This is a genomic window from Paenibacillus sp. HW567, from assembly GCF_000374185.1.
Classification (GTDB): Bacteria; Bacillota; Bacilli; order Paenibacillales; family Paenibacillaceae; genus Paenibacillus_AQ.
This window is the reverse complement of the sequence record NZ_KB910518.1, coordinates 1682686-1709152: the sequence shown is the minus strand read 5'-3', so window position 1 is coordinate 1709152 and position 26467 is coordinate 1682686. Positions and strand designations below refer to the sequence as shown.

The 26467-nt window shown below is 50.1% G+C and carries 26 protein-coding genes, 1 pseudogene, 1 riboswitch and 1 other annotated feature; of the genes and pseudogenes, 11 read left to right on the top strand and 16 right to left on the bottom strand.

Translation table 11 applies throughout. The features are described 5' to 3' along the window. Positions 1-47: 47 nt before the first annotated feature. Positions 48-305 carry a hypothetical protein gene (locus tag B212_RS34940; protein WP_198015840.1) on the top strand — a complete coding sequence of 86 codons (258 nt, stop codon included), beginning with the start codon at positions 48-50 and terminating at the stop codon, positions 303-305. Positions 306-320: 15 nt separating this feature from the next. On the opposite strand, the gene prsW is transcribed toward B212_RS34940, so the two are convergent. The 3 genes from prsW to B212_RS0107555 form a co-directional block, all read right to left on the bottom strand. Next, entirely contained in the window at positions 321-1016 is a 696-nt protein-coding gene (prsW, locus tag B212_RS0107565) for a glutamic-type intramembrane protease PrsW (RefSeq protein WP_019909944.1), read from the bottom strand. A gap of 85 nt (positions 1017-1101) precedes the next feature. Continuing rightward, positions 1102-1716 (bottom strand): genetic competence negative regulator, encoded by a 615-nt coding sequence (locus tag B212_RS0107560; protein ID WP_019909943.1) that lies wholly within the window; start codon positions 1714-1716, stop codon positions 1102-1104. A 260-nt stretch (positions 1717-1976) separates the two neighbouring features. Next, positions 1977-2348: a hypothetical protein gene (locus tag B212_RS0107555; protein ID WP_028530676.1), complete on the bottom strand. Its 372-nt coding sequence runs from the start codon at positions 2346-2348 to the stop codon at positions 1977-1979. Between the two features lie 94 nt (positions 2349-2442). Here B212_RS0107555 and B212_RS0107550 point away from each other — a divergent pair, with 94 nt between their 5' ends. Beyond that, positions 2443-3342: a polysaccharide deacetylase family protein gene (locus B212_RS0107550; protein WP_028530675.1), complete on the top strand. Its 900-nt coding sequence runs from the start codon at positions 2443-2445 to the stop codon at positions 3340-3342. Between the two features lie 91 nt (positions 3343-3433). On the opposite strand, the gene B212_RS31000 is transcribed toward B212_RS0107550, so the two are convergent. Genes B212_RS31000 through B212_RS0107535 form a run of 3 tightly spaced genes read right to left on the bottom strand, consistent with a single transcriptional unit; the run spans position 3434 to position 5252 of the window. Next, entirely contained in the window at positions 3434-4282 is an 849-nt protein-coding gene (locus B212_RS31000; RefSeq protein ID WP_198015839.1) for a metallophosphoesterase, read from the bottom strand. A gap of 8 nt (positions 4283-4290) precedes the next feature. After that, positions 4291-4662, bottom strand: a complete 372-nt coding sequence (locus tag B212_RS30995; protein WP_019909939.1) for a hypothetical protein — start codon at positions 4660-4662, stop codon at positions 4291-4293. After that, positions 4659-5252, bottom strand: a complete 594-nt coding sequence (locus B212_RS0107535) for a CPBP family intramembrane glutamic endopeptidase (protein WP_019909938.1) — start codon at positions 5250-5252, stop codon at positions 4659-4661. The genes B212_RS30995 and B212_RS0107535 overlap by 4 nt, the downstream gene beginning before the upstream one ends. Positions 5253-5317: 65 nt before the next feature. Here B212_RS0107535 and B212_RS0107530 point away from each other — a divergent pair, with 65 nt between their 5' ends. The 4 genes from B212_RS0107530 (at position 5318) to B212_RS0107515 (ending at position 10963) form a co-directional block, all read left to right on the top strand. Then, positions 5318-6223: a hypothetical protein gene (locus B212_RS0107530; protein WP_019909936.1), complete on the top strand. Its 906-nt coding sequence runs from the start codon at positions 5318-5320 to the stop codon at positions 6221-6223. Between the two features lie 112 nt (positions 6224-6335). Next, positions 6336-6566, top strand: a binding site (T-box leader). Positions 6567-6788: 222 nt separating this feature from the next. Beyond that, positions 6789-8381: a phosphoglycerate dehydrogenase gene (serA, locus tag B212_RS0107525; protein ID WP_019909935.1), complete on the top strand. Its 1593-nt coding sequence runs from the start codon at positions 6789-6791 to the stop codon at positions 8379-8381. A gap of 184 nt (positions 8382-8565) precedes the next feature. Next, positions 8566-9540 carry a helix-turn-helix transcriptional regulator gene (locus tag B212_RS30990; protein ID WP_332258144.1) on the top strand — a complete coding sequence of 325 codons (975 nt, stop codon included), beginning with the start codon at positions 8566-8568 and terminating at the stop codon, positions 9538-9540. A 202-nt stretch (positions 9541-9742) separates the two neighbouring features. Continuing rightward, entirely contained in the window at positions 9743-10963 is a 1221-nt protein-coding gene (locus tag B212_RS0107515; protein WP_019909933.1) for an IS110 family transposase, read from the top strand. Between the two features lie 145 nt (positions 10964-11108). Here B212_RS0107515 and B212_RS0107510 read toward each other — a convergent pair whose 3' ends face one another. Further along, complete coding sequence (locus B212_RS0107510) at positions 11109-12350, bottom strand: ISL3 family transposase (RefSeq protein WP_019909810.1); 1242 nt, start codon at positions 12348-12350, stop codon at positions 11109-11111. A 225-nt stretch (positions 12351-12575) separates the two neighbouring features. On the opposite strand from B212_RS0107510, the gene B212_RS0107505 reads away from it, so the two are divergent. The 5 genes from B212_RS0107505 to B212_RS0107485 all read left to right on the top strand — a co-directional run bounded on the left by B212_RS0107505 (position 12576) and on the right by B212_RS0107485 (position 18120). Next, positions 12576-13826, top strand: coding sequence for a methyl-accepting chemotaxis protein (locus tag B212_RS0107505; protein ID WP_028530674.1), 1251 nt, complete (start codon positions 12576-12578; stop codon positions 13824-13826). Between the two features lie 493 nt (positions 13827-14319). Continuing rightward, positions 14320-14416, top strand: a riboswitch (cyclic di-GMP riboswitch). Positions 14417-14532: 116 nt separating this feature from the next. After that, the gene (locus tag B212_RS0107500) at positions 14533-16176 is read left to right on the top strand and encodes a thiamine pyrophosphate-binding protein (RefSeq protein ID WP_019909931.1); all 1644 of its coding nucleotides are present in this window, start codon (positions 14533-14535) and stop codon (positions 16174-16176) included. A 41-nt stretch (positions 16177-16217) separates the two neighbouring features. Further along, complete coding sequence (locus B212_RS0107495) at positions 16218-16586, top strand: carboxymuconolactone decarboxylase family protein (RefSeq protein ID WP_019909929.1); 369 nt, start codon at positions 16218-16220, stop codon at positions 16584-16586. 111 nt (positions 16587-16697) lie between these two features. After that, positions 16698-17048: a hypothetical protein gene (locus B212_RS0107490; RefSeq protein WP_019909928.1), complete on the top strand. Its 351-nt coding sequence runs from the start codon at positions 16698-16700 to the stop codon at positions 17046-17048. 79 nt (positions 17049-17127) lie between these two features. Continuing rightward, the gene (locus B212_RS0107485) at positions 17128-18120 is read left to right on the top strand and encodes a 3-oxoacyl-[acyl-carrier-protein] synthase III C-terminal domain-containing protein (RefSeq protein WP_019909927.1); all 993 of its coding nucleotides are present in this window, start codon (positions 17128-17130) and stop codon (positions 18118-18120) included. A gap of 96 nt (positions 18121-18216) precedes the next feature. Here B212_RS0107485 and glpK read toward each other — a convergent pair whose 3' ends face one another. The 9 genes and pseudogenes from glpK to B212_RS0107435 form a co-directional block, all read right to left on the bottom strand. Next, positions 18217-19710, bottom strand: coding sequence for a glycerol kinase GlpK (glpK, locus tag B212_RS0107475; RefSeq protein ID WP_019909925.1), 1494 nt, complete (start codon positions 19708-19710; stop codon positions 18217-18219). A 125-nt stretch (positions 19711-19835) separates the two neighbouring features. Beyond that, on the bottom strand, positions 19836-21275 hold the full coding sequence (locus B212_RS0107470; RefSeq protein ID WP_019909924.1) for a HAMP domain-containing sensor histidine kinase: 1440 nt from the start codon (positions 21273-21275) through the stop codon (positions 19836-19838). Further along, on the bottom strand, positions 21276-21992 hold the full coding sequence (locus tag B212_RS0107465) for a response regulator transcription factor (protein WP_019909923.1): 717 nt from the start codon (positions 21990-21992) through the stop codon (positions 21276-21278). Between the two features lie 77 nt (positions 21993-22069). Next, positions 22070-23189 (bottom strand): annotated as a pseudogene (gene ccsA, locus B212_RS33760) (cytochrome c biogenesis protein CcsA); the annotation flags it as partial. Further along, on the bottom strand, positions 23086-23310 hold the full coding sequence (locus B212_RS34425) for a hypothetical protein (RefSeq protein WP_019909922.1): 225 nt from the start codon (positions 23308-23310) through the stop codon (positions 23086-23088). The pseudogene ccsA and the gene B212_RS34425, both read right to left, overlap by 104 nt. A 177-nt stretch (positions 23311-23487) precedes the next feature. Next, on the bottom strand, positions 23488-24012 hold the full coding sequence (resA, locus tag B212_RS0107450) for a thiol-disulfide oxidoreductase ResA (protein ID WP_019909920.1): 525 nt from the start codon (positions 24010-24012) through the stop codon (positions 23488-23490). Between the two features lie 112 nt (positions 24013-24124). Next, a complete protein-coding gene (locus tag B212_RS0107445; protein ID WP_019909919.1) occupies positions 24125-24883 on the bottom strand; it encodes a pseudouridine synthase in 759 nt (252 codons plus the stop codon). A 20-nt stretch (positions 24884-24903) separates the two neighbouring features. Beyond that, positions 24904-25248 carry a peptidoglycan recognition protein family protein gene (locus tag B212_RS0107440; RefSeq protein WP_019909917.1) on the bottom strand — a complete coding sequence of 115 codons (345 nt, stop codon included), beginning with the start codon at positions 25246-25248 and terminating at the stop codon, positions 24904-24906. Positions 25249-25316: 68 nt separating this feature from the next. After that, positions 25317-26426 carry a GerAB/ArcD/ProY family transporter gene (locus B212_RS0107435; RefSeq protein ID WP_019909915.1) on the bottom strand — a complete coding sequence of 370 codons (1110 nt, stop codon included), beginning with the start codon at positions 26424-26426 and terminating at the stop codon, positions 25317-25319. Between the last annotated feature and the right edge of the window lie 41 nt (positions 26427-26467).

Sequence of the window (26467 nt, the reverse complement as noted above, 5' to 3'; positions counted from 1 at the left end):
CTTTCGGTAGCTTATTGCCGTTAGTTTGACAATAACTGAGAAGTCTTATGCACCGGACCGGCCAGCAAAATAAAAAGAACGTTTCAGAAGCAGAAGCCTCATGCCCGTTCTTCAATCTCAAAGCCGCTGCTGCTGTTGCACAGACATTGCTTGAAGCCCGTCTGAATAACGCCCTGCTCCTTGCTTCCTCTCAAAACGTAGCTCTCACCACACTGCTTGCAGATAATCCGCACTTTTACACGCAAAAAAAAGACACCTCGCTCTTTTCTGGAATTCCTTGCTACGGAACTGCCCTTCAAGAATAAGTGTGTCCATCTCTGTTATAGCTTAACCTCTTCTTCACGCTTCAGGAAGCGGAACGGAGAACGGCTGTTGGCCAGCTTCACCTTTCCCATGCCTCCATACCATAATAAAGCCATCAATGGAACAATAAACCAAATCCAGTAATTGGCCATAGTCGTAAGAATGAAGTCATAGATCCCATGCCACAGCCACGGCAGCAGAAGGGAAATAAGCAGAATCCCCCTTGTCTTAACGCCGCCCGAAAACTTGGCCCTGCCCATGTGATATCCCATAATAACACCAAACATCGCATGTCCCGACACGGGAAGAAGCGCCCTTACAAACATAGTGCCTATTGAAGCATGGCTGTACCAGGCATACATTACATTTTCTATAGTTGCGAAGCCAAGCGAAATCGCCACGGCGTATAGTATCCCATCATATGGCTCGTCAAATTCGGTATGATTGTAAATCATATGGTACAGCACAAACCACTTCAGGCACTCCTCCACACCAGAGGAGATGAGGAATGAATCCGCATAAGGCCCGCCGTTCAAGCCAAGCGTAAGGCCCCTTTGGATAATCATTACAGGAAAAACTATCAGCAGGCCAAGCAAAAATACCTTAATGACCATATGAAGCGGTTCTTGATCGTACTTGTCCTTCAGATAGAAAAAAGTCAGCAGCGCAAGTCCCGGTGCCACTGCTGACGTAATTACCGATAACAAAAGCACCGATTCCCCTCCCCGCGTCTTAACTTTTGAAAGAAAACTGAGGATAGGCGCAAGGAGCTCGCACTTCCAGGGCCTATCCCTGCCGTCATTGCTGGCGTTTGAAATGAGTGCAGATCAGTTCAATTGCATTCTCCGGCATTACTGTCTTGCCGTATTCCGACAGAACAGCTTCAGTAACCGGAGATGAGTCTCCGAACTCGGAGAGCACTCCAACAAGGCCAGACAATGCAGATTCCTCAAATTCCTTCGGATCGAAGTAGAGATACCATATATCATTATAAGAATACAGCTTTCCTTGAGAAGTAATATTGCCGATGAGCACATGTGCCGCTTCAACCAGAGCTTCAAAATCGCGGAATGCATATACAATGGAGTCGCTTTGTTCGAGAGTAACTTCCATTTCATAAATCTCTTCAGGCAATTCTTCTTCCCCGGATGCACCGTACTGATGGTGATCATATTTTCCCCGAGTCACTATAACGACCATACCTTGCGCCGGCAAAGCGAATACTTCCACGGCAAGAGGACCGGTAGCATCGAACCCAAGTTCACTGTACGCCTGGTCCATCATTTCCGTAAACAAGTCATGCACCTTGGGAACTTCCTGCCACATGTCTTCCTTCTGGATGCCTCGCTCGCTCAGGTCGTCAAAAGTGAGGAAAATCCGTATCTTATCTTGACTTAATCGCTCTATTCTCATGACAGGATCCTCCTTTTGCAAGCTCATTTATTATAATGTATGATGAGTCCCGAGTAATGAGCCAAAAATGGTTACTATGTATGTATGTTATCATTTTGCCACAGCAATTGCACGAAAATAAAAAATAATTCTTGACCCATTTATGCTGCAAGCAGAAACGGATACGCCATCCATAAAAGGACAGTATCCGTATCAGCGAGAAAAAGAATCATTTTGCGGACAGCTACATCCCCAAAATGATTCTTCACAGCCTATTGCGGCTACAGCCCCGGTATGACGGTATGGGTATCCTTGAGAATCTGCTCGACCTCATGCTTCACATCAGGATTGCTGCGGATGAAATCCTTCAGCATCTTGAGATTGGACTCCTTGGATTTAACCGGAGACTCCTCCTTGTGCTTGTCATTGTCATGCGGGGCATGTGCACTGTGATCCTGCTCGCCTCCTGCTGCCGTGCTCCCAAATCCGGTCTTGGCCATGCCTATAATTTTGTCCTTCGCTTTCTCTCCGGCCCCGTACATCGCATCATCTGACCGGAGCAATGAGGACATCATGGCACTTCGTTTTCTGGACATCATCATGCCGGCAGCCGCACCCAGCAGCATTCCGCATAAAAATGACGAAGTATTCATAACTCTAACCTCCTTGTATGGTAAAATCATGCTTAGTGTTCGCGGAAAGATTCCGGCTCATGCAGTCAAACAACAAGAAAGCGAGATGAAAAAAGTGGGTAAAGCTACATCAGCGCTGCTGCTCGCCGCTCTGCTGCTGACAGCCTGCAGCAACAGCGGCGATAACAAGAACGCAGGAGCCGCCAGCACAGAACAGCCCGCCGCGGCTGCCACGCAAAAGGCAACAGCAGCCCCAACAGTACAGGAGAGCGCAAGTCCCGAAGCCAGCGTTTCACCTGAAGCGTCACCTTCCAGCACTCCCGGCACGGACGGGAAGGCAGCCGGAAACAGCGCCGCCTCTGCTGAAGTTCCGCTCCTGTACCATATGAACAAAAATTACGACGTTGTTCCTAATGAAGCGGCAACAAACAAAAAAGTCATCCTGCTGACCTTCGACGACGGTCCAAAGAAAGCGGACATGATCAATCCGCTGATGGATACGCTGGATAAGCACCACGCGAAGGCCATCTTTTTCGTGAACGGCTACCGGGTAAAGGAGCATCCCGAGCTGCTTAAGCTCATTCATTCCCGCGGCGGAATTATCGGCAATCACAGTTGGGATCATATTGTCCTTAAAGACAAGTCCTACACGGAAGTGAAAAAGCAGATCGAAGACGTACAGAATATCGTAAAAGAAGTCACCGGCGAAACCCCGCATTTCTTCCGTCCGCCGCATGGCGCCGGCGGTGATGTCGGCAAAAAGGTTGCGGCCGAAAACAACCTGCTCTATATGACCTGGTCCGTAGGCTCGCTCGACTGGCAAATGAAGGAGAAGGAAAGCGGCAAAACCGCAAAGCTGATTAAGAATGTAACCGATCAGCTTCACTCCGGAAGCAACATCTTAATGCATGAGCTGCCCTGGACTGTAGAGGCGCTCGACACACTGCTTACTACGCTGGAAGGCAAAGGCTACAGCTTTGTTGATCCGCGCAGCATCGAGCTAAAAGCTCGATAAACATTGAATAAGCGTCCGCTGATTTGTAGGCGCAACAAAAAAGGTATCCCTGCTGCATGCGGGATACCTTTTTTGCGGTTCCTTAAGCCGCTTATCTCCCGGCTTCCGGCAGGTCTTGCTGCTTCTCATCACTGCGAAGGGTCAGCACATGCATTTCAGCCGGACTGCCCCAGCGCAGCGGAAGATGAGCGGTGCCGAAGCCGCGGCTGATGAGCAGCTTGGCTTCCTTTCCTGAGCCGTCTTTTCTCGGAAGCACATAATGCCCTGCGTTATATTCGCGGTAGAAGGGGTCCACATGCCTGTGGCCGACAAAAGGCAGGACAATCTGCCCACCATGGGTGTGCCCCGCCAGTATAAGATCCGCGGGAGGCCCGGTTTGCTGCGTTAGCCAGAGCGGATCATGAACAAGAATGATCCGGAACAACTGAGCTTCTGAAGGAGTCGGTGACGGTAAAGGTGCGTAAGCCCGCTTCCCGCCCTTTGGAGGGAAGTCTACACCCGTCAGGAGCAATTCAGCTCCCTCATGTTCAATGATGATATTCTCATCTATCAGCAGCCGCACCCCGCTGCCACGGAGGATATCATCGACAAGCGCTGTGTTCGCCCGGTAATCATGATTGCCATGGACCGCGTAAGCCGGGGCCAGGGATGCTGCCAGCTTCATATTATCGCTCAGCCGGCTAATGGAGCCGCCCTTGTCCGTCATGTCGCCGCCCAGAAGCACAATATCCACTTTTCCTTTCATCGGCTCAAGCAGCCTTTTGGGAAGCCGCCGGCGGTGGATATCCGAGATAAACAGAATACGGAAGCCGTCAAATTCCTGCGGAAGAGACTCCAGGAATATTTCCTCGGCAATAATCTGATTTCTGAAAGCAGCCGCCAGCATGAGCATTCCAACCGCTATAGGCAGGAAAGCACATACTATTACAAAGACAAGCAACCAGACGGTCACCATATGGTCCTAAGCGGCGGCGCTCCTTCAAGTCCCCACCACAGAAGCGACCCGAGCAGCAGCACAAAAATAAAGATCAGTGAATTGATGAACATCTTGCTTAGGCGCAGACGCTCAGAGGGGTAGGTCTCAGAGCGGGAAGGCGTTGCCGTTTCCTCATCGGTCCGGGGTACTTCCCGCTTGACCGATTTTTTCGCTTTTGCCGAAGAATGGCGGCTAGTTCTGGACAAGGTACCGGAGCTCATTGCAGGCGCTTCATTTGACGCGTGCGCGGGAGACTGTGATTTTTCCAGACCTTTGACATCAAGCTCCTCTTCGCCCTTATATTTTTTCTTCCGGGATTTTACCCGGCTTAATTCCTCGCTCATGATGCCCTCCGGTAGCGGATCATTAGACCTGAGAACAGGTCAATGACAAAGTGGCAGACAATCGGTGCCCACAGGCTTCCAGAATGAATGTAAATATAACCAAGGCCGTAGCTGCTGAGAAACACCCAGCCTGTGGGAATCCAGTGGCGTAAATAGCGGACATGAATAACAGCGAACAGGATGCTTGTCCAATAGGGACCCAGCGAATACTGAATCGCTCCGCGGAACAAAAGCTCCTCGCAAATCGCCACAATAGCTGAAATGACAATAATATGCCACAATGGCCTTTTACCGAACAGCAGATTGTTTATGCCTCCGTCATCCATGCTTTCCTCTGGAACAATGTAGGTTAACAGGAAATCAACAATGAGCATAATTCCCGCCAGTCCGAGGCCCCAGTACACAAATTGTACGTTTTCCGGAAAATTTAATATGTGAATAGGATTTCTTTTCTGTAATAATATCCATATCAAACCGATAATTAAAGTAAGGCCCTGTGTTATATACAAATTAAGTAAAAGCAGCCTGTCGGTTAACTGCTGAGGGTCGGCTTTTTTTATCTTGATTTCGCCAAATTTGAATTTTTTCATCGCAACCTGCCTGTTCTATATTGTTTTTACATAAGATAATTTCCCTAGACGAAGGAGCATTAATTATGAACAGCCGTACCTCCCGCACTCAAATGTTATACACCTTAGGATTTATATGTTTTCTGATATCTGCATTCGCCGCTTTTTTTACGGGAGTGAAGGTTGGAGCAGACAAGACAGAAGCCAAATACGCTCACCTGAAGCAAGAAGGGGCCGCACAGGAATTCTCCGGATCTTACCAGCAGCAGGATCTTGTTACATTCTATCATAACGTATTTTTGCCTTATCGGGAATTCAAGCGCAACTGGAACAGCGAATTGGATAATCTCTCCCGCAGCACAGGCGCCCGTGAGAATGCAGCCATACTGAAAAATCTCAGCATTCTGGCGGACAAGCAATATGACAAGGTTACCCAGGATTCCATCTTCACCAATTCGCCGCTGCTGCATGAAGCCCAGCTTAATATTCTAAAAAGTCTGACCCTCTTCTCCCAGGCCTCCAGCAAGGTATCTGCAGGCGCATCCGGCGCTGAGACAGCCAAGGTGCTGGAAAAAGACAATTTCACGGGTAATGCAGTCAAATTCGGACTTCTGGCGCAGAAAAATTTCTATGACTCCATGCTGAAATGGGGAGCCAAGGCCAACAATAAAATTCCGAGTGAAGCCGGAGAGCTGAAAACCCTCAGCTTCATTCAATGGAAAAAGATGCCGCTGCTGCTCAAAAACGCTTCTATTGCGGGTATGATGCTCAACCGCAGCATCTACGCCGGCTACGATCCGCAGGATATTACCGCCAAGATCGACGACATGATCTATTCCGGCACGGCCAGCTCACTGAAGCTGAAGGATGTTCAGTCCTCGGTAACCCTGCTAATCTCTACCGGAGCGGTACAGGAGCAGGATTTCATCAAATGGCGCGAGCAATATTACGGTAAGGAAACAATGCCGCAGCTCCCGTTTTTTTATGAGTAAGACCAGCTATTGCATCATAACGAAAAAAGAACCGCACTTCAACTGGACCCGCTTAGAATAAGACTATTGACACATCTGGCATCACCATGTTACATTATGAAAAATTAATCAAGCAAAACCGATGATGGAACAAAGATTCTGCAAGTCTTCAGAGAGCCGGTGGGTGGTGCAAACCGGTGGCGGCCAGAACTCTTTAGCGCTCCTGAGATATTGTGTTGAACCCTTATTAGTAGACACAATCGGATCATCTCCGTTACCAGTGTGGCCTTTGCAGGCCAATGAGGCTGCATCTTTATAAGTTGCAGTGAATTAGGGTGGTACCACGACAACTCTCGTCCCTTACTACGGCAGTAGTATGGGGTTGAGAGTTTTTTTGTTGATCATTTTAGGCTTAATTCTCTTGATTCACCGTATTTCTGCAGCATTTTTCTTTGGTGCGACAGCGCGTTACTTCGTTATTTTGACATGTTTTTTTCCCGTCTCAATGCTTCTGGTACTGTGGACTGCCTCTTCGGGGCATCCTTGGGCATATAAAGCTTTCCACATTTAAGGAGGACAAGAAACCATGTTTAAAGTATTAGTATCGGATCCGATCAGCGATTTGGGCATTCAGCAGCTAATGGACGCAAGCGATGTGACTGTAGACAAGAAAACTGGATTGAGTGAAGATGAGCTTATTGCCATTATCGGCGAATATGACGGCCTCCTCGTCCGCAGCCAGACAACTGTAACAGAGAAGATTATTGCAGCAGGCAGCAAGCTGAAGGTTATTGGCCGTGCCGGAGTAGGCGTTGACAACATCAAGCTGGAGGCAGCTACACAGCACGGTGTTGTGGTCATTAACGCTCCTGACGGAAATACGATTACAACCTGTGAGCATGCCTTTGCAATGATGATGGCGCTCGCCCGTCACATTCCACAAGCCTATGCCAAAACCATTTCCGGTGTATGGGATAGAAAAACGTTCCTCGGCGTAGAGCTGCGCGGCAAAACATTGGGTGTCCTCGGTATGGGCCGGATCGGCAGCGAAGTGGCTAAACGGGCCAAAGCCTTCGGCATGGACATTCTTGCTTATGACCCGTTCCTTACTGCCGACCGTGCGGAGAAGCTGGAAGTGAAGCTGGCTTCCGTAGACGACATTGTACGCGGCGCGGATTTCATCACTGTGCACACTCCGCTGACCCCGGAAACACGCAACATGATTTCCCGCCCGCAGTTTGAAGTTATGAAAAAAGGCATGCGCATCATCAACTGTGCCCGCGGCGGTGTTATTGATGAAGGGGCGCTGGTTGAAGCCATCGACGGCGGCATTGTTGCCGGAGCGGCTTTTGACGTATTCGAGAAGGAACCGCCGCAAGCGGACCACCCTTTCCTCTCCCATCCGAAAATCATCGTGACCCCGCATTTGGGCGCTTCCACGATTGAAGCTCAGGAGAATGTGGCCATCGACGTATCGGAGCAGGTTCTGCACATTCTGCGGAACGAACCTTTCATCAATGCCGTGAACATCCCTCCGGTTGCTCCAAGTGTGATGAACAAGCTTCAGCCGTACTTCACACTCGGCGAGAAGCTCGGCAGCTTCGTGACCCAGCTTACAGAAGGCGCGATCCGCGAAATCCATGTAGAGTACGCAGGCGATCTGTCGGATGTGGATACCCAGCCGTTGACCCGCTATATTGTGAAAGGCGTGCTCACACGCCACTTCGGCAATGATGTGAACATCGTCAATTCGATGCATCTGGCCAAAACCCGAGATGTTAATGTTGTCGTGACAAAGGCTTCCAAGACCAAGGGCTTCACCAACCTGATTACAGTCACAACAAAAACAGAACATGAACAAGACTTCCTGGTCGCCGGTACATTGCTGCAAGGCTACGGGGAACGGATTGTTCAAGTCAACAAGTTCCCGGTCGATATCGCTCCAGAAGGCCATCAAATCTTGATTTCGCATAACGACAAGCCGGGAATCATCGGGCATGTCGGCACCCTGCTCGGCCAGAACGACGTCAACATCGCCTCCATGCAGGTGGGACGCAAAATTGTCGGCGGTGCAGCCATTATGCTGCTGACCGTTGATAAGGCAGTTCCCAAAGAAGTGCTTGTGAAGCTGGCCGGATTGCCGGAAATCAACACAGCCGAAGAAATTATTCTGCTCTAAGATATAGCGGCACTTAACCCTTATTTCTAAAAAAATCGCTCTTGGAATGGCGGCGCAATCCGGCCATTTCCAAAGAGCGATTTTTTGTTGCCCGTTTGCTGCCTGATAGAGCTGTGGAATCATTCGGGAATCGGGAATACTTATCGCCTTCCATATTCATCATAAATCTTATATATGACAACAACTGACATATATTTATGATAAGCTTGAAATATACAGTTTACGCAAAATCACCGCCAGGGAACTGGCGCAGACTCTGGAGGTATCTGAGCGGACAATACTCCGGGACATGGAGTCGCTAAGCGCTTCAGGTGTGCCCGTGCTCGCTGAGAGGGGCCGTGATGGCGGCTGGATGCTCAGCGAAGGCTACAGAACCTCCCTGACCGGCATGAAGCCCCAGGAGATCGGATCGCTGCTGCTGACGGCTGATACTGCTATCCTGAACGCTCTGGGGATACAGGAGGACTTCTCCTCCGCTGCCCGCAAGCTGGAGGCCGCAAGCTCCAAGCTTCCTGATTCTCCGCTTGCCTATCTAAACCAGCGGATTCATATTGATGGCGCAGGCTGGCACCCTTCAAGCGAATCTTATCCGTTCCTCTCATTGCTGCAGGAGGCGCTCTGGGAGAACCGCCAGGTCAAGATCAGCTACATGCGTGATGGAGAATGCAAGGAGCGGCTAATTTCGCCGCTGGGGCTGGTAGCCAAACGCGGAGTATGGTATGTCGTTGCCGGAACCGAAGGAGAATTCAGAACCTTCCGGGTCTCCAGGCTGGCCTCAGCCGAAATTACAGAAGAGACATTTGCGCGCCCGGAAGGCTTTGAGCTTGCCGCTTATTGGGAGCAATCCACAGCTTTGTTCAAATCCGCGCTCCCCCGTTTCCCCGCAAAGCTGCTGGTGAATGGCAGAGCTATGGAGGAGCTGGAGCGGGAACGCTATGTGTCAATTACTAACAGCAGCGCAGCAGCCCAGCCAGAATGGCTGTCCGTGGATGCCGAATTCAACACGCTGGATTCCGCCTGCCGTATTGTGCTTTCACTTAGTCCGGATGTCATTGCCGTGGCTCCCGGGGAGCTGGTCGGACGGATAGTATCCACTCTCGCAGAAACCGCAACACTATATAAGACACCCATGCCGCTGCGCGGCATCACTGAGGAATGAAAATATTGTCTATACTGGTTACTGGGCTGGCGAAGGTAGGTCGGAACTTCTTGGTGTTACGAACCCGAATATAAGACGGACCCCAACGACCCGGTGCATCACAGATTGTTGCTCCCTCCGGGGAAGCACGCAGGGCAGAATAACCTTAGCATTGGTCTTTGCACCAGCCTTAATAAGCGCCAGCAGGCAGGAGACAGAAAAGATGGAGATCCTCATTGAACGTTGTTGTGGATTAGATGTACACAAGAAGAGTATCACAGCCTGTATCATCACCCCGAAAGGAAAGGAGATTCGAAGCTTTGAAACGCTGACTCGCCGGCTAGTCGATTTAGTGGATTGGATTAAAAGCGAGCGGTGCACCCATGTCGCGATGGAGAGCACCGGAGATTACTGGAAACCGATTTATAACCTGCTTGAACTGGAAGACGTCAAGCCGGTTGTCGTGAATGCGCAGCATATCAAAGCCGTGCCCGGACGCAAAACAGATGTGAAAGATGCGGAATGGATTGCGAAATTACTCCGGCATGGGCTGGTGCAAGGGAGCTATATTCCGAATCGGGAGCAGCGGGAACTTCGGGAAGTGATCCGGTATCGGCGAAGTATCATCGAAGAGCGAAGCCGGGAAGTGAACCGATTGCAAAAGGTGCTGGAAGGAGGCAATATCAAGCTCTCGTCCGTGGCATCCAATGTGCTTGGAGTGTCAGGACGAAACATGTTGGAAGCGATGATTCAGGGCGAAACGGATCCTTCGATTCTAGCGGACTTTGCGCAAAAGAAGCTGAAAGCCAAGAAAGAACAATTAAAGCTGGCACTAGAGGGAAGCCTAGGTCCTCATCAGTTGCTCATGCTGGAGAAACAATTAGGACATATTGACCAGTTGAATGGGTTGATCACTGAACTGGATGAAGAGATTGAGCGCCGAATGGCCCCTTTTGCAGAGGACCTGAAGTTAGTGGATACCATTCCCGGTGTCGGTAAACGAACCGCCGAACAAATTCTGGCGGAAATTGGGACCGACATGACACGGTTTCCGAGCGCAGGGCATTTATGCTCTTGGGCAGGTATGACTCCAGGTCACAATGAAAGCGCGGGGAAAAAACGATCAGCAAGGACACGAAAAGGGAATAAAAAGCTGCGAAGTGCACTGGTGGAATCGGCGCGAGCGGCAGGACGAAAAAAGAACACCTACCTGTCGGCCCAATATCACCGGATCGCAGGCAGGCGAGGGAAAAACAGAGCAGCCGTAGCCGTCGGGCACAGCATTTTAGCGATAGTCTATGTCTTGTTAACGCGAAGACAAGCATATAAAGAATTAGGGTTTGACTACTTCGACCAACGAAACCGCGAGATGGTAATGAACCGATCCATAAAACGCTTGGAATCGCTCGGGTATCAAGTAAACCTGAGTGAACAATCGGCCTAACGGCCAATTTCAAAAAAATAAAAACATGGGGTTTGTTTTGGTATGCGCACTTTTGGTTCCTTAGAGCAACTTTATTTTCAGGGCAGAAGTTCCCACAAAAAAACACAATTAAATAGGGTTCAACCTCAGAATCAGTGCTTGATTATTAGCACAACATCCGATGGCGGTTACATTCGATCAGAATACCCGCCTTATAGCGACTGCGATTCCTTGTAAAATAATGGCGGCGTTGAAAGGCTTTAATTCGATTGTGGCGGCCCTCTACGGTTGCGTTTGTCCATCGGCATAGATGGTAATTTACGATCTCCTCTTGCCAATTACGCATGGTCTTTAGCGCACTTTGGACGGCGGCGTGGTCGATCTGATCGCCTTGCTTACACCAACGCTCAAATCCCAGCATGGCAACGACATAGCTAGGCGAGCAATCATACCAAGTCGTGAACGCTTCTTTCCATTCCCACACGCTGCGCAGCAGCGGGGAGTAGCTCAGTATGGCGTCCAACTTCTTTTTGCTTTCCTCGTTCAGCGCTTCGGCAGGCGGATTCAGGAGGCGATGGTTCGCTTTCAGGTATGCTTTGGCACGCGGCGACAGTGTAGGCTGAACGGTTTTCCGAACTTCTTGCACGCTTTCAATTACATAACCGTGAACATGAAACCGATCTGCGATGCGAATCGCTTTCGGAAAACACTCGCCAATCCAAGTGTGGTAGGCCTGAGCCAGATCCATAACCACTGCCTTCGGGTGAAGCAGAAGGAACTCCGGATGTGCCTGGGCATACGCCCGCAGGGCTTCCAGCTTTCGGCCCGGCAGCAGGTCCAGCATCGTCTCGCCTTTAAGGTTGTGAATGCCGGTGTTATACGTATGACCTTTCTTGATCGCGAAGTCATCGACACCCAGAACCAATTCAGACGTTCCTTTGGCTTCTTCCCACACTTGTTCGTAGAGCGCATCGCTAACGTCAGGAACCGCCTCGTTATGCATACGTTGTACGGTACTTGCCGGCGCTTGCTGCATCCTGGCGCTATGCGCGGCCGTGGATCCAAGAGCCTGTTCGACCGTGTGGGAGCGAAGAAGCCTGCTGTAACGTTGTTTGGGACCAACGAAATCATATATCCATACGAACCCGGCTTCGCAGCTATTACAAAACATGCGAATAGTCGGCACGTGCAGATAGGTTTTCTTTTCAAAAACGGATAGATGTCGGACGGTTCGCATACCATTGCTTCCCTTCCGAATGACTTCTTGATCCGAAGCGCAGCATGGGCAGATTTGCTTGTCATCTAACGGCACGGCTTCTATGTGAACTTCATCCTCATGAACGGATAACAGTTGGTGAATCTTTAGCTCTGGTATGTCGAGCAGTTCGTTGATATACTGAGTTGGCATCTGTCTATTCCTTTTGTTGTGGGTGGGGACTTACAACAATACAGGATTAGCAGATGTTTTTCCAATTTTATCCGATATTCATTTCGTCAAGCACTGATTTCTGTTTTGAGCCTTAAATAGGCTTAAAAATGGTTTTATGTCAGTTCTTACAATAGACCAAACCTCCATGATTCGCCTATAATATTACAGTAAACAACTTAATTTTATTTAGGGGGAACTTTTATGATGGCCTGGATGAACAAGCTTCCTTTAAAACAAAGAATTATTGCCGGATGTTACCTGATTGCCGCTTTATTCGCTGTTCCTGTTCTGATCACACTCATTGTGATGGGCAAAATCGTTATCGGCGTTATCCTAATAGCGGCACTGGCAGCCTTAACTTATCCTCTTGCACGACTTATTGAGAGAACGCTTACATCCTCGTTCGAGGATATCTCCAACGTGACTCACACCATAGCCAAGGGGGATTTTACCAGCCGCGCTGACGAAAGCGGTTCCATGGGTGATGTCAGCCGTTCCTTCAATACTATGATCGACAAGCTTAAGAAGATTCTCACCGAGGCGTCGCAAATCACCCGCCAGGTCATGGATGCGAGCCGCGGCATCGAAGACAAGAATCAGAACCTGAAGCTTGTGATGGCCCAGGTTGCCTCCTCCTCCAACGAGCTGGCTCTTGGCGCTAATGAAATCTCTGTAGATATCGCAGATATGACAGATTCGATCAAGGATATAGAAACCAAAGTCTCCAATTACACAAGCTCCACCAAGGAAATGAACAGACGCTCCGTACATACGCTGGAATTGGTTGAAAAAGGCCGTCAGTCAGTAGATACGCAAGCGGAAGGCATGCGTAAAAATATACAAGCCACCCAAAAGGTAGCCGACACGATTGAAGCACTCTCACATAATGCCCGCGGCATCACGATGATCACCAAGACGATAACGGAAATCGCCGAGCAGACGAACCTGCTGTCGCTCAATGCTTCCATCGAAGCCGCCCGTGCAGGCGAACATGGCCGGGGATTCGCGGTGGTGGCCCAGGAGGTCCGCAAGCTTGCGGAGGAATCCACCTCCTCGACCAAGGAGGTGTTCAGTCTGGTGCGCAGCATTGAGAACGACATTAAGCAGGCGATTGAGCACATTGCCATCAACGAGGAAGTCGTTCAGGTACAGAATGAAATGATCATTGAAACGGCTAATATTTTCGCTCAAATTGTGCAAAGCGTTCAATACATAACCGAGCAAATTGCTTCATTCTCTGCAGAAAGCGACCTCATGCTGGAGGGTGCGCACAGAATTTCCGGGGCTATCGAAAATATCTCCGCAATTACCGAGCAGACTGCCGCAGGCACCGAAGAGGTCTCCGCCTCAATGAACGAGCAAATCAATGCCCTCAAATCCGTTGCCGAAGAGACAGAAACAATGACCAAGGCTGTATTCCAGTTGCAAAAAACAATCCATATTTTCAAATTTTAGGCACATTCAAAAAACTGCCGCATGAGCAAAAAATGCTCACGGGGCAGTTTTTTTGTGTTTACAATTTCCTTGATGTAATATTCACCAAACACTGAATTTTTGCAGTATAAATTGATAATTTCAATTTGTATTTATATCAGTATAAGTTGAACCTGAAAAATGAACTCACAGGACGTTAGTAACGCAAGGAGAACCTGTACACTTACCGATCGGGTATTTGTAAGTCTAAGTATTCCCGCAGTTAAGACTATCGTCCGTGAAGACTATCCATAGCACTATGGTCTGGTATATAAAATCCCGTTTGCATTTTAGGACTTTTTCACCTGGGACTTTATTATTTAATTTTATGCATTAAAATTCATTTTGCATGCAAATTAGAAAATGTCTCTAATCGTTATATTCGTCAATTTTCGAGCTTATTTGATCAAATATATTGACAAAAGCAGCGCTAGGAATATATTGTAAAGTAAAATTATGCTTTATTTCATTAATAAAAATATATTGGCAAAATTCTCCGAAAGGGAATGACGCAAAGCCATGGATCTACAGTCTCATGCTTTTACCGGGACCATGACAGCCAGGTTGCTCAAGAACCGGAACGTCTGCATTATGTTTCTTTCGTTCAACATGGTTATTTAGCGGCTGCCTGTGCTCTTCCGAGTGCAGGTTTTCTATTTAAGCTAAATAAATAATAACATTGGGTGGGGTGGATTTTCTGAAAACAGTCGCAGATTATATGGCTCAGGCACTACGAAACCTCGGTGTAACACATTCTTTTGGCATAATCGGCAAGTCTATTTGTCCTGTAGTTCTCAAGATGGTTGATCATGGCATTGAGTTTATTCCCGGAAGACATGAATCCAGTTCTGGGTTCGAAGCCGCAGGTTATGCTCTAAAAACAGGCGGCCTTGGAGTAGCCTTTGGCACCTCCGGTCCAGGCGGAACCAATCTGCTCACCGCTGCAGCGCATGCCAAGGCGAACAACCTTCCTGTGCTGTTCATTACCGGCCATCAATCCATCAAGGAGCTGGGGATTCCCCAGTGCCAGGATTCTTCGGCCTATCTCGCCGATCTGGCGGAAATGTTCAGACCTGCAACTCTTTTCAGCAAGCTGGTTGAACGCGGCGATCATTTCAGCACCATTTTTAATCATGCTATTTCGACGGCCTTAAGCGGCAAGCGTGGCCCTGTCCACCTGTGCATCCCTTTTGATGTGCAGACAGAACTCCTTGAAGAGTGCCGGATTGTGATCCCTGAACGGGAAAATCTGATCAGCCACAGTAATTTCGAGCGGGTGATCTCGGCTATTCATCAATCCAGCCATCCTCTCATCATTGCCGGCAAAGGCGTCAACCGCTCCGGGGCGCATAAAGAGCTGGTTCAGCTCGCAGAGACATTCAATATTCCTGTTGTGACTTCTCCAGGGGGCAAAGGCGCTATTGCCTGGGATCATCCGCTATATCACGGTCCAATCGGTGTCGGCGGCTGCAAGCATGGGGATGATATGCTGAACCGCAGCGATTTGTTCATCGTGCTCGGCTCGCGGCTGAGCGATATGACAATCTGCAATCTTAAGGCGGAGAACCATCCGAATACCCTGATTCAATTTGATGTCGATCCTACGTTTGTCGGGAAAATATTAAACTCTCCCACCATTTCTGTCAGTGGCGATTTGCGTGATAATCTGGCGTTCTATCTGGAGAATGTCGATACCAGCAGCATTCCGGCACGTGAAACGGAGACAGGCCCTCATTACAAAGAAGAGCTGCCTGTATTGTCCAAGCTCTCTCTCGCTTCGATAATGAGCACAATGAGCGAACAGCTCCCTTATAACAACACCCTCTTTGTCGATGACGGAAGCCACGGGTTCAATGCTGTGAAATGGTACAACGTGAAGAAACCGGGAAGTTTCGTCTTTGATGCCTATTTTGCCTGCATGGGCAATTCAATTGGCATGGCTATAGGCGCTAAGGTGGCCTCTCCTGAAGAAACCATTGTCTGCATTACCGGCGATGGCTGCTTTATGATGCTCGGAACAGAAATCAACACCGCTGTGTGCAAGGATATTCCGGTCATTTTTATTGTAGTAAACAATATGCAGCTCGACATGGCATTGAAGGGCATGCAAAAAACTACAGGCCGGATTGACGGCACCCTCTTCGAGGTTCCAATGGATGCGGTAAAATTCGCTGAATCGCTGGGAGCCACGGGGTATAGATGCGAAACAGCAGAGCAGTTTGCTTCGGCGCTGAATGAAGCAGTAGCCTCGAACCGCGTCGCTGTTATTGAGCTGTTGACCGACCGTGACGAAGTGCCTCCTACGGCCCACCGCACCTTGAATCTCAACTAAGAAGAAGCATCTGCACCATCACACTATAGGGGGCGTCTTTCGTGAAGAACAATATCAACAGCGGTTTTGAGCATTTCTCCAACCTGTCCGGTGATTACGGCGCTAAGGCGCTGGCTCCGGTGAAAGAGCATTTTCCCGAATTGGCTGAGTTTATTATGGGCAATGCCTACGGAGATATTTTCCAGCGTACTGCTATCGGTTCTGATTGGAAGGAAATCGCCGTCATATCCTCGCTGATTACGATGGGACAATACGAGCAGTTGGGAGTCCATTACGTGATGGCGCTCCGCGTAGGAATGACCGTAGAGCAGATTAAGGGCATTTTACTACATCTGGTACCTGTTATCGGTGCTCCAAGAGTCATTTCGGCCTTTAATGTGCTGCTCGAAACGCTGGAGGAAATCAAATAATCCGTTTGCCCAAAACAAAGGTTTTACTGTCGAATTTCGACATATCAATATAAGTTTTAGAATGCTCATACTTATGCTTCACACAATTTAACTATTGGGAGAGATCAGCACATGGGAAAATTTATTTTGAACACCGATTCTGTTAAAAAGGTCATTAAAATTGAACTGGAAGGCACTTTCTCTAACGATGATGGCCTTAAGTCAATCCAGGCGTATCAGCAAACCATCAATCCAATCACACCTGCTGATTATGCACTTGACATTGACTGCAGAAAGCTGAATGTAACCGCTCCTGATGTTGTGCCTTTGCTTGAAAGCTGCTTTGTTATGTTCAAGGCTGACGGATTTGATAAAGTGAGCCTTACTCTGGAGAATAACCCGATCCTGAAAATGCAGCTTGCCCGTCTGGGCCGCAAGGCAGGACTTGAAAACCTGGAGATCATTTCGACTGTTTCTGCTTAATTAAATATTTCCAAAGCAAGTTTTGTTCGAAGAGAAGTATCAGGAATTTTATTCTCACAAAACTTTGAGGAGGATTAATATGGCCGGAATTCGAATTAAGGACATTGATATCTATCATCCAAGCAAAAAGATTGGCAATGATTTTTTCATACAACATTTTGATGAAAAGGGTATTGATATCCGTGGTCTTCTGGCTACTCTGGGCCGTGAAAGCCGCTACAGCATTGACAGCAAGGATGAGAACTCTCTGACAATGGCTTTTGAGGCCGCGAGCAATGTGCTGGATAAGACGGGACTGACCGGGGCCGATATTGACCTTATCGCTTATGCGAGCCAAACTCCTGAATATATTTTTCCTACGAATTCATTGATGATCCATCGTCTGATCGGCGGGGCATCGCATACGATTTGTATCGACAGCAATGCGAACTGTGCGGGCATGACGGCATCGGTGGAGCAGGTTAGCCGGCAAATGATGGCCAACCCGAGAATCCGCCGCGCGCTGGTCATCGGCTCCGACCATGTTGCACCGCATGCCAACAAAAACGATCCTGTCTATTACGCCAATTTCGGCGATGCCGCGGCTGCGCTCATTCTGGAACGTGATGAGAACTCCGTAGGCTTCATTGATTCCATCTACCAGACAGACACCTGTGTATACGGGAACTCGTTGTTCCCTGCAGAGGGCTTGGCGAACCTTGGACGCAGCGGCGTGGATGCGGGAGAGTTCAATGTGAGATTCATTCCCTTTGATGATTCCATTTGTGTGGACGCAGCGTCAGAATCCATCAACACGCTGCTAAACATCAATGAGATTGCCCCGGAATCCATCAAAGCAGCCTGCTTCTCGCAATTGTCACTGCCCAACATCCGCGCGGTTTCCGAGAAGACCGGCATCGACAGCGACGTTGCCGTCTACATCGGCGATGAATTCGGATACACTTCGACAAGCAGCCCTTTTGTCGCTCTGCACAAAGCAGTAACTACGGGACAAATTGAGCGCGGCGACAAGGTCCTCTTCTGGACCGTTGGCGCAGGCTGGCAAAACGTAGCTTTTGTAATTGAGTATTAAATGACAAAAAAGCGGGCTGCAAGCAGAAATTCTGCTGCAGGCCGCTCTTTTTTTCCCTGGCACGCCCCGTATTCAATTCCCGTTGGCCTGTTGCCCTCACCGATATCCTTCATGCTTTTCCCAGCCCATAGTGCGCGATACAGCATCCTGCCAGGCTTCGTAGCGGCGTTCCCGCTCCGACTCCTCCATATACGGCAGGAAGACCTTCTCGGCCTTGTTAAAGCGCTCAAGCTGCTCCCTGTTCCAAATCCCCGAGGTCAGACCGGCAAGCAGCGCCGCCCCGAGTGCTGTCGTCTCGGCATACGTTGTCCGCGTAACCCTGCTCCCGAGAATATCTGCTTGAAACTGCATAAGCAGATCATTACGCACAGCGCCGCCATCGACCCTCAGCCCTGTCAGCGGCATGCCTGCATCCTTTTCCATGGCTCCGATCACGTCGCGTGATTGAAAAGCAAGCGATTCCAGTGTAGCCCGCACCAAATGCCCCGCTGTAGTCCCGCGGGTCAAGCCGAAAACCGCGCCTCTGGCATACATATCCCAATACGGTGCGCCAAGCCCGGTGAAGGCAGGGACGACTACAACCCCTTCACTATCCTCTACCTCCCCGGCCCGCTCCTCTGAGTCCGCCGGTCCCTCAATAAGCCCCAGCCCCTCATGCAGCCACTGTACAGCGGCTCCGGCTACGAACACGCTTCCTTCGAGAGCATAATACAATTCGTCTCCCATGCCCCAGGCCACAGTGGTCAGCAGTCCGTGGCTGGAGGCAACGGCTTCAGTCCCTGTATTCATGAGAATAAAACAGCCCGTGCCGTAGGTATTTTTGGCGCTGCCGGCCTCAAGACAGGTATGTCCGAACAAGGCGGCCTGCTGATCGCCGAGCACAGAACGGATTGGAATCTCCGCTCCGAACCAGTGAGCGTCAGCCGTTCCAAATGCTCCCCCTGACATTCTGACCTCCGGCAGAATGGAGAAGGGAATTCCGAGTTCTTCGATAAGGGACATGTCCCATCTTCGTTCGTGCAGATTAAACAGCATGGTCCGTGAAGCATTCGTAACATCCGTGGCGTGTACAGCGCCGCCTGTGAGCTTCCAGATCAGCCAGCTATCAATAGTCCCTGCCAGCAGTTCCCCCTTGTCCGCGCGTTCTCTGGCGCCTGGGACATGATCCAGAATCCAGGCCAGCTTGGTGGCTGAGAAATAGGCATCCACAACGAGCCCCGTCTTGGCGGCAATCTCTTCGGCCAGCCCCCTCTGCTTCAGTTCCTCGCACTGCTCAGCCGTGCGGCGGTCCTGCCATACAATAGCCGGATATACCGGTTCACCGGTCGCCTTGTCCCAGATCAGCGCGGTTTCCCGCTGATTGGTAATGCCAATGGCGGCTATCGCGGATGCCGCCCTTCCACTTCTGCTGATGGCATCTCGCGCTGCCGCAAGCTGGCTTTCCCAGATTTGCTCCGGGTCATGCTCTACCCAGCCTGGCCGGGGAAAGATCTGCCTGATCTCATATTGCCCCTGTGAGACCATACGCGCTTCATGGTCGAAGAGAATCGCCCGCGAGCTGGTAGTCCCTTGGTCTAGTGATAAAATCATAATGGTGCGCCTCCTAAAACTGCCTTCGATCGCTTGGAATATGTTCCACGATGAACAAGATTAATGTGGTGATTTCAACAAAAAGCACCTCTGCTGTCAGAGGCGCTGTCACACATTGTCTGGCTTTACTGTTTTTCGACAGGGAGCCGCAGGGTGAAGGTCGTTCCTTCTCCCAGCTTGCTGGATGCCGAGACTGTTCCATGATGCGACTCGACGATATTTTTGACAATCGCCAGTCCCAGACCGGTTCCCCCGGATTCGCCGCGTACCCGGGCTTTGTCCGCTTTGTAGAAGCGGTCGAAAATATAGGGGAGATCCTCGGGCGGAATGCCCATCCCTTCATCCCGGATATCAATCTCCAGGAAGCGGCGTCCTTCAAGCACCGTAGAGCGGGACAGCATGGAGATATGTTTATCCGCAGGCGTGTGCCTGAAGGCATTATCAAGCAGATTGGTCAGCACCTGCTCCAGCTTGTCTTCGTCCGCTGCCTTGAGGATCAGGGCATCACCTGCGGGATTCAACTCAAGAATAATCCCTCTCTCCTTGGCCCGTACGGAAAATTTGCGGTACATCCGTTCCAGCAGCTCACCCATATTCACCTGAGTCTTTTTCATATCGGTGTGTCCTGCCTCCATGCGGGCAAGATCCAGCAAATCCTTCACAAGGCGTCCCATCCGCAGCGATTCATCATGAATAACCTGCACCAGCTCGCTGCTCTCCTCTGGAGAGGAGGCCATTCCATCCAGCAGCGCCTCACTGTAGCCCTGCATCATCGAGAGCGGTGTACGGATTTCATGCGAGACATTGGCAACGAAGTCCCGGCGCATTTTCTCCAGCCTAACCTCCTCGGTGACATCACGCAGAACAGCAACGGCTCCCCGGATCGAATCCTCGGAATACAGCGGAGCCATATGAACAGACCAGACGCCCTGGCGCACATGCACCTGGGAGCGCTGATCTCCCCCCTGATTCAGAGTGCTGTCGAACAACCGGCGCAGCGGCGGCGGAACCTCACCACTGCCCATTCCTTCTGGGTACAGCTCGGATTCGCTCTCCGCTTCCCAGCTCAGATCGCTCCAGGTCTCAAGCAGTGCCTGGCCATGCGGGTTCGTCAGTATAATCCGCCCTTCTATATCAAAGGTAATTACAGCATCGCTCATGCTCCGCAGCACACTGGATAAATGACCCTTTTCGTGATTCAGGCTGCGGATATTCTTCTCCAGCTCCTCCGCCATGTGATTGAAGGACGTGGCAAGCTGGCCGATTTCATCACTGGTGACCAGCGTCAGTCTGGTCCCGTATTCGCCGCGGCGGATATCGTTGGCCGCTTCAATTACCTGGTGCATCGGCTGGGTTATTTTGGTAAACAGAAATAAGGCGAAGAACGTCGTCAAGGAAAATCCTATCATACAGGCATACATAAACAAGCGTTTGATCGCCCCGGAATTGGCGAAGTTACTGTCGATATAGGGCAGCAGAAAAAGCCCCAGCGTGATCAGCACGACAGCAACCAGACAGATGATCGTGATCCACAGCTTGCCGACAAGACTTCTCCAGAAATTCACCTATTTGGGTACCTCAAGCTTATAGCCTACGCCCCATACTGTGGTGATCATTGCTGCCGATTCCGGTGATACCTTGTTCAGCTTCTCGCGCAGCCGTTTGACATGCGTATCCACTGTGCGCAAATCTCCGAAGAATTCGTAATTCCACACATCCTTAAGCAGCTCCTCGCGCGAGAACACCTTGTCCGGCGAGATAGCCAAATAATGCAGCAGCTCGTACTCCTTCGGAGTGAGGCTTACCTCCTGGCCTCCGGCGGTTACGCGGTGTGCATCATGCTCAATGATAAGGTGGGGAAAGACGATATTGTTGCTGGAATTGCTCTCTTTGGATAAAAAGGCTGTTGCGGAGGAGCGGCGCATAATCGCCTTCACCCGGTAGATCACTTCGCGCGGACTGAACGGTTTGACTACATAATCGTCAGCCCCCATCTCGAAGCCCTGTACGCGGTTGATCTCCTCACCCTTGGCTGTCAGCATCAGGACCGGGGTCGATTTGACCCCTCTGAGTCTGGTCAGCACTTCAATCCCGTCAATTCCAGGCAGCATCACATCCAGCAAAATCAAGCCATAATCATTGGCTGTAGCTTTGCGCAGAGCGACTTCGCCGTCTTCCGCCTCATCAATCTCATAGCCTTCTTTTTCAAGATACATCTTTAGCAGGCGGCGAATGCGTTCCTCATCATCCACCACCAGAATTCTGTTCAAATGCTCTGCCATTTCACAACAACCCCTTCATCAAATACAGTAGAACGTTACCCTTAAGTTTAAGTGCTGCATCAGCAGGTAAAACCTCCTCAATCCGTCCCCGCATATGTATGAAGTCCGGCGATGACCAAATTGACGCCAACCAGGGTAAACATTACGACCAGAAAGCCGAGTACGGCGAGCCAAGCGGATTTGCTCCCCTGCCATCCGCGTGCCAGCCGCAAATGCAGGTAGGCGCTGTAGAACAGCCAGGTGACAAGTGCCCAGACTTCTTTGGGGTCCCCTCCCCAAAACCTGCCCCAGGCCACCTGGGCCCATATCATTGCAAAAATCAAAGCCCCCAGCGAAACATCGGGAAGCCTATGGCAATCGCCCTGTACGTAATTTCATCGAGATCATTCCCGTCAATTCCATCCAGGACCGGATGAATAGCTGCGCCCAAAGGCCTCCGGGCGGCCAAACGGAGAATTCCGTAAAGAATTGCTCCGGAAATCAGCGACCAGATTACTGTATTGAATTTCCGCCCGGCATTTACGCCCTTCATCCATGAAGGCGCTTCGAAAAGCGGTTCGCGCATCCCGAGAAACGGCTGGAAGCTCTCAATTTCGCTATGGTAAGGTGCCACAATGGGTGGCATTTTATAACTCACTTTCTCTATTGTACTATCTCCCTGCCCGGGGCTGTCAATCGTAACGTTCGAACGGACAAAAACAGCTTCGTATCCGGCGCCGCGAAAAGTAAATACCGGCCCAAGAAAACCAATTATAACAATGATTGAGAACAGAGTAAATTCAACCAGACGCTGCTGCTTGCGGTTATTCCGCTCCACGCTGTGGAAATTCACAGTGCGCAGCAGGTACATAAGACCGGCCGCAAAGGCGACAGCGAGGGAGGTTTCCCCAGCGCAGCCAGCGTGACATGAATGTTCAGACAGATTGATTGGAGCGAAGGAATCAGCGGCTGAACCTCTTGCGGAAAAACTGCCGCGTAAGCCATCACAATAATCGAAATCGGTACCGCAAAAACACCGAGGATGATTTTACGGTAGATCGCATAGATCACAGTAAAGGCTACCATGATCATCATGGATAAAAATGTCATGCACTCATACATATTGCTGACCGGGATATGCCCAGACCCGGTCCAGCGGGTACTGAAATAAGCCAGATGGCACAGCAGACCCAACGAAGAGATAATAAAAACGATTTTTCATGTCCAGCTTGAATTTGCCGTATACCTCTCCGTTTGACATATTTGTCAGCTCAGGCTGCACCGAACGCAGCACAGGGGTCAGGTCATAGTCAATCTGATACGCTTTCAAGCCTTTCACGAGCAGGGTGTTGAACCATCAGGATTCGCAGGTGTGCGAAAGGCCGAGTCTGTAATAAATCTCCCCGGCTGTTCCGTACGTTTCGCCATAATAGGCCGAAGCGTCAATATTCAAAAAGATGCTCTCCCGGGGGAATATCTTTCCCAGCATGGAGCCCGGTCAGCGGTACGCGCTTGTTCACGGCTTCACCAGCTTCCCGATACTCTCATCAAGCGAGCTGAGATCAAGCTGGCCGATATGAATGCTGTCCACCCTGCCCTTCGCATTGATGAAGAAGGTGGTCGGGAGCGGCGACACGCCATAGCTGCGGACAGCATCGCGGCCCGTATCCATGACAACCGGAAAGTCAATATCGACAAGCTTGACGAAATTCTCGACCGTCATCTGATCCTCGCCGACATTTACGCCCACAACTACAACGCCCTGGTCCTTCCATTTCTCCCACTGGGCCTGCAGAGCGGGCATTTCCTTGACGCAGGGGGCGCACCAGGACCCCCAGAAATTCAGCACAACGGACTTGCCCTTGTATTCGTCCAGCGTATGGGTCAGGCCGTCAAGCCCAAGCAGTTCAAAGGACGGCGCTTTCCCGCCTTCCCTTGGCTTGCCGTCTCCTCCGAACACGGAGGAGCTGATTGCATAACCTCCAAGCAGAAGTATCACGAACAGAATGACGATTTGCACCGGCTTTCTTGCTCTACCCATACGCCAAGCCTCCTTCTGTGACGCAACTCATTACTCCAGTTGTCAGATGTGAACATCTCATGAACATTATAACGAATGTGGTCACAGTTTTAGGAGGGGGAATTTGTGAACATTATGTGTCTTTGCGGGTTTGGTTTGATTTCAGCATGCCAGCTTTGGCAATTTGCTGGAGATGGTTGATTTCATCCTTGGTCAGGTGGCGGTAAGAGCCGCGTTTGAGATTCTGCAGCAGAATGTCACCGAAGGAAATCCGTTTCAGCCGGATAACGGGATGGCTGATCGCTTCGAACATCCGCCGGACCTGCCGGTTGCGGCCTTCATGAATGGTAATGCTGATGACCGATTCTTTATTCTCTTCGTCAATATCCTTGTATTCCACTTCCGCCGGGGCGGTCATTCCGTCCTCCAGCTTGATACCGGCCTTAAGCTTGTCCAGCGCTGTTCCGTGCGGCACACCCTTAACCGTGGCCAGATATGTCTTCGGCACATGATGCTTCGGATGCGTCAGCAGGTTCGCGAACTCGCCGTCGTTCGTCAGCAGCAGCAGTCCTTCCGTATCATAATCCAGGCGGCCTACAGGGTACACACGCTCTTTGATGCCTTTCAGATAATCTGTTACTACCTTGCGGCCCTTGTCATCGGAAGCGCTTGTAATGACACCCTTGGGCTTGTTGAACATGATATAAATTTTACTCTCGCCCCGGATCAGTTTTCCGGCGACCTTGATTATATCTGTTGCGGGGTCCACCTTCGTGCCAAGCGTAGTTACGAGTTCCCCGTTGACTTCCACTTTACCGGCCAAAATCATTTCTTCACACTTGCGTCTCGACGCCACACCTGCCTGCGCCAAAATTTTCTGTAATCTTTCCATTTTTGACTATTCACCTCAGGTTAATGATAACCATCAGCGGGATAAATCACAAGTTCATTCCATGGAAAAAATGCTCCGGGACAGGTTTTTGTGTGGGGTTCAACGACCAAGGGGGAGATCTGATACCGCGCCGCCAATTCCAAAATGAGCTTGCCTGCGGCAAATAGCTGATCCTTGCGCCCGGAGAGCACTGGAAGCGCATCCTCTTCCCCGTAATTACCTTCCAGGCAGATATGGATATAATCCGGGTCCGTCAGCAGCGGCGCAGCATAGACCGACCCGTCCTCCCCAATCCAGAAGTCGAAACCTTTGCCGTTAATAGAGGAACAGCGGGAGTGGTGCAGAACAAAGCCCTTGTATTCCATCGGATCGCCCTCCCTCCATATTGCTGCAATAGCATATGTTATACGGAGGATTGGGGTGTCGTACTTTTTTATGATGAATTAGCGCCCATCCGTTTCCTGATAGCGTGGACAATCAGCATAATCAGCGGCAGCACGAAAGAATAGGTCATATCCCAATCCACCCAGTAGGCAGGGATTTCTTTGACATAGAATATGATGTCTTTCGCAATCAATTCGGAGAGGCCGTAGATTAGAAATGCTGTCGGGAAGATCAGAGGGACATGGCTTTTGAGCTTAAACAATTGAGCTGTGCCCAGAGTAAAGGCGTAGAAATACATCGCTGTTTTGAAATAGGTGCTTATAATCCATGCAGTTGCCAGGAAGGCTTCAATTCTTTGCAGGAAATTCCCGATATTGATCTTCTGGGCGAGAATATAAGCGGCATAAAATTCATGCTCCGTGAAAAAAACACCCAATACCGTCAGCGACAAAAATAACACAATGTTCAGTACCAGTGATCCAAACATAAGTGAGATTAATATATCGCGCTTTGTACTTTTCTGTTTCTGTGCATAGGGGAACACCATAGTAAATACACACAATTCTCCAAAGGGATAGAACACACCGTACATGATTGAATGCAGCATATCAGGCATAGATGTTGTTACGAGTATCGGCTGAATCCGGCCCAAATCAACCTGCGGGAACAGGAGAATCATCAGCGTCGCCAGAAAAAATATAAACAAGGGTAAAAAGATCTGCGCGGCGCGGCCCAAGGTTTCCAGCCCCAGACGCACGCCGTACACCAATACAAAAATCGCGATAAACCGGATAACCCCTCCAGGTGTTGCCTCATAGATCTGCGTCGCCATAAAATCTTCAATTTCCCGGACATAGGTAGAAGCCGCAAGCAAAAAAAAGAATAAGTAATACAACGCAACCGCGCCGCCTATCCATTTTCCCAGAATTTTCGAACTAATCTCCACCAGGTTTTTCCCCGGATTAAGCTTTAGAAGCTGCACCTGCAGCATGGTAATGGCTACTCCGAACGGAATAGCGATCAGGCCGGCAATCCATGCATCCTGCTTGGAGCCGGCGCTTATCGCCGCCGGGAACACCAGTGCCATATCTCCTATAAGTGCGAACAAGCCGAGAGTAGTCATTTGCTTCGTGCTGATCCGGCCTTTCTCCAGACTCATATTGTCCCTCCTCTTATGGGCATTTAGACGCACTGCCTTCC